This is a genomic window from Leptolyngbya sp. GB1-A1 (assembly GCF_039962475.1).
Classification (GTDB): Bacteria; Cyanobacteriota; Cyanobacteriia; order Elainellales; family Elainellaceae; genus Leptolyngbya_A.
Genome location: NZ_JAMPLI010000111.1, coordinates 1 through 4253, shown reverse-complemented (window position 1 = coordinate 4253; position 4253 = coordinate 1). Strand labels below are relative to the sequence as shown.

Here is a 4253-nt window from a genome sequence, read left to right as displayed (position 1 = left end):
GCTAGAGTCATTGCTTCCCAGAGGGCTGTTGAGATGTCGATATGCTCCAGCCTAAACTTCAGGAAGCTTTCTTAATACTGCTATTCGCTGCTACTTCCTAAACATCCTCTAAGGCGACACACCTCATCAAATATAGCGAGCGAAACTGGATAAATCAGAATGTAGCTCAGACTACACTTACTAAAACAAAATTTAGGAGACGAAAAAGTAAATGCAAGAAAATAAGGACATAGCATTGCTATATCCTCATTCCTGGGTGTGATATTTAGATCTTGCAATTGAGCGACGGAGCTTGCCTCTCTAACCATTGAGAGTTCTAGCAAGTTCCTTATTCAAACTCTCCGTCGATTGCGATCGAACGACGGTTCCCACCATCCTGACCACCAGAGACCTTGTTGAGATCCTCGTCGTCTAGCTCTCCGTTGATTGCGATCGAACGACGATTGCCGCCATCCTGACCACCAGAGATTCTGTTGAGATCCTCGTCATACAGGATCCCTTGCAGTTGGCGACGGTTGCCGCCATCTTGACCGCCAGAGATTCTGTCGAGTTCTTTATCGGCTAGTGGTTCTTCGCGGCTGATGCTAGGCTCTTGACCGCCAGACACTTGACCCAATTGTTCCGGATTGAGTTCCTCGTTGGTTTCTTTCACAGACATAATTCCTCCAAAAATTTTATAGATGTCAGGCTTTCATCAAGCCCGTAAGTTAAATCAAACAGAAAAGCGAATTGAGCTTGCAAAGTTCATTCTTCACTCTGTTGAAATTCAACTCTGCTTTCAGCGTACAGGGCTTAAATGAGAAATAGATGAGAATGAAATAATAGTTGCTCAATAAATCACTAAATTTTCTGAGACTCTTTAAACAGAGAAGAGACTGCTATAAATATATAAATAAGGAAGTGTTGCTTGACGAAAGCGTTAATATAATACTTACTGAAAGGCACTTGAGCAGTAAAGGCAATCGCAACAGCTAATAGCCTGTTAAGAAGTGCGATCGCTCACACAGCTAGTTAATCAAGAAATAAAACTCAATTCGCGTTTTGAGATTACCGTGTACTCCAATCATGCTAGAACGATGATCAATACGAGAAGTGTTCGAGGCAATCTGCCCTTGCTGCTTGATAATCCCACGCTGATCCGAATCGTTCAATCTGGGACGATCGCTTTATTTGCCGTCCGTATCGTTAATGGTGCGCCGGAGGGTGAGCGACACTACCTGTTTGATGTAGAACCCGGAGCGGCACTATTTGGGGCTGATTCAGATGTTTATTTGGAGCAGTTCGCCTTGCATCAACAAGAAACTGAAGCGATGTGGGGAATTATCGCAGTCGCAGTTGAACCTGCCGAAGTTTCGGAACAGTCAATCGATACCCTTAACCTGTCTGATCTTCGTCTTCATATCGCAGATTGGATTTACAAGCTAGCAAATAGTCCAGGCTTACCCAAGCTTCCCCTGGCAAAACTATTTCCGATCGACCAGATAGATCAGTATGTTTCCTTAGTTGCAGGCCAGGCTTTGCAGCCATCGAAAGAGCAGGTTCTGTGGGTACAGTGTCAGCAGGGAACTGCTCATTGGCTCGGCTTTGACAGAGTGCCGCTCACGCCTCATACAGGAAGATTTCCACTGACGAACGGACTCTGGATCTCGGCAAGCAGCACGCTCCAGCTTACGGTTCAGCCCCTTGCCAGCATTGACACCCTAGCACCGCTACTAGAAGGCTTAGCGCAGTTGCATTGCTACTTCCTAAAGAGCATCGAACAAATTACCCTCCAGCAATCCCAAGCGCAATCGACTCAGTTTCAGAAACGCCAGCAGCTCAATCAGCAGGTGGCACAGGAAACGCTGAAAACCCTGGCATCGCTGCTCAAACCGCAGTCTGACTCGTCTCCTGCTCAAGGCGATGAATTGCTGATGGTAGCAGGAGCGGTTGGCAAAGTGCTGGGCATTCCGATCGCCCCCCCAATGGAAGCCGATGATCCAAGCCGAATGCGCGACCCCCTAGAGGCAATTGCCCGATCGTCTCGGCTGCGGCTGCGGCGAATTTTACTGCGCGATCGCTGGTGGCAAAAAGATGGTGGTCCGATCATCGCCTACACCCGTCAAGAAAAGCGTCCGGTTGCCCTGTTGCCTGTCGCAGGCGATCACTATGAGCTTTATGATCCCCAATCGTCTACGACTGGGCGGCACTATTCAAAAGTGAATGCGGCGATCGCGGCTCAGCTCAATCCCAGTGCCTTTATTTTCTATCGTCCGTTTCCATCCACCGTGTTGCGGGCGTGGGATCTGGTGCGATTTGCCTTCAAAGGACAGCTCAAAAATCTGCTGGTTTTGCTAGGCATGGGAATCGCCAGCACCCTAGCCGGAATGCTTGTCCCGCTGGCAACAGGCGTATTGATCGACATGGCACTGCCGACGGGCGATCGAACTTCGCTGATTCAAATCGGGGTGGGCTTGCTGTTTTTTGCTTTGGGAACCGTAAGCCTGAATTGGATACAGGCCTTGGCAACCATGCGTCTAGAAACCCAGTCCGAAGTGATGATGCAGGCTGCGGTTTGGGATCGATTGCTTCAGCTTAGCCCTGGCTTTTTTCGCCAATATACAGTGGGCGATCTAGAATCGCGGGTGTCGGGCATTAGTCAGATTCGCCGTGCCTTAACGGGTACGACTTTACGCACCATGCTGACGAGCTTCTTTGCGCTGCTGAACTTTGGGCTGATGCTGTTCTACAGTGTGCCGCTCGCGCTGGTGGCGGGGGCAGTAGCGATCGGAGTGATCGGGTTTACGGCGACGACCAGCTCCCTGCTGCTGCGGCAGAAACGCCCTTTGCTGGAGGTACGCGGCGAAATTTCGGGCTTGGTGGTGAAGCTGATTGAGGCAGTTCCCAAACTGCGGAGTGCCGGAGCTGAAGCGCGTGCCTTTGCTACCTGGGGCAACAAATATACGCAGCAGCTTCATCTAGAACTGAGTACTCAGTTGCTGCAAGACAGCGTTGCCATTTTCAACACCGTGATGCCCGGACTCGCCGCAACACTACTCTTCTGGATGTCTGTTACGCTGATCGGGCGATCGTCCACAAGTGAAGCCACCAGCCTTTCAACCGGAACTTTTCTCGGTTTCAGTGCTGCCTTTGGGATTTTTATCACGGGCGCAACCAGCCTCAGCAATACTGTGACATCCGTGCTGGAAATCGTGACGCTATGGAAGCGATCGCAGCCCATCTTAGCGGCAGAACCAGAGGTTAACCCTGAGCAAGCCGATCCGGGAAAACTGGCAGGTCGAGTGCAAGTCGATCGCGTCACGTTTCGCTACCGGGAGGATGGTCCCCTAACGCTCGATCAGGTTAGCTTGACGGCAGAACCGGGAGAATTTATTGCGCTGGTGGGTCCGTCGGGCAGCGGCAAATCTACTTTGTTTCGCCTGCTGCTAGGGTTTGACGTGCCGATCGACGGCAGTATCTACTACGACGGACAAGATCTGGCAGGGTTAGATGTGACAGCCGTGCGGCGACAGTTGGGGGTCGTGCTGCAAAATAGCCGGATTAATGCGGGCAGCATTTTTGACAACATTTCGGCAAGTGCGCTGATTGCGGTGAGCGAGGCGTGGACAGCCGCAGAAATGGCAGGCTTTGCCGACGATGTGCGGGCGATGCCGATGGGAATGCATACCTTTGTCAGCGAGGGTGGCTCAAATTTATCGGGGGGACAAAGGCAACGGCTGATGATTGCTCGCGCCCTAGCACTGAATCCCCAAATTCTGCTATTTGATGAAGCGACAAGCGCACTGGATAACCGAACGCAGGCGATCGTCACCCAAAGCCTAGACAAACTGGGGGTGACGCGCATTGTGATTGCCCATCGCCTCAGTACCATTCGTCGCGCCGATCGCATTTATGTGATCCAGGCAGGTCGAGTCGTGCAGCAGGGTACGTTTGACGAGCTGGCGCAGCAGCCCGGGTTATTTACTCAGCTCATCGCCAGACAGATGAGCGAGCATTAATCACACGATTCAGGCACACAATATTACTCACACAGGCAAATTCTCGAAAACTGCCAGTGCGTCGTGGGCGGGAAGAAATTGCGATAGCTGAAGCGAATGTGGCTGTGAGATGTGACGCAAGGCCCGCCGCACAGCAGCATTTGATTAGACTTCTTGCACGAATCGAAGAGAAGAGCTGAAAGTAGATCAGCCCTACTGAAATGACTCATGCTCTACCCGCAAATCCAAACCCTCAACCCAGTTGCCTTTCGCCGG

General features: G+C 51.2%; 2 protein-coding genes and 1 pseudogene. 1 reads left to right on the top strand and 2 read right to left on the bottom strand.

Annotation, left to right across the window (positions count from 1 at the left end):
* Positions 1-328: 328 nt before the first annotated feature.
* The gene (locus tag NDI45_RS30625; RefSeq protein ID WP_190789825.1) at positions 329-658 is read right to left on the bottom strand and encodes a hypothetical protein; all 330 of its coding nucleotides are present in this window, start codon (positions 656-658) and stop codon (positions 329-331) included.
* Positions 659-1076: 418 nt separating this feature from the next.
* Between NDI45_RS30625 and NDI45_RS30620 the strand changes: the two genes are divergently transcribed.
* Complete coding sequence (locus NDI45_RS30620; RefSeq protein ID WP_348250049.1) at positions 1077-3998, top strand: NHLP bacteriocin export ABC transporter permease/ATPase subunit; 2922 nt, start codon at positions 1077-1079, stop codon at positions 3996-3998.
* Positions 3999-4021: 23 nt separating this feature from the next.
* On the opposite strand, the pseudogene NDI45_RS30615 reads toward NDI45_RS30620, so the two are convergent.
* Positions 4022-4144, bottom strand: a pseudogene (locus NDI45_RS30615) (ergothioneine biosynthesis protein EgtB); the annotation flags it as partial.
* Between the last annotated feature and the right edge of the window lie 109 nt (positions 4145-4253).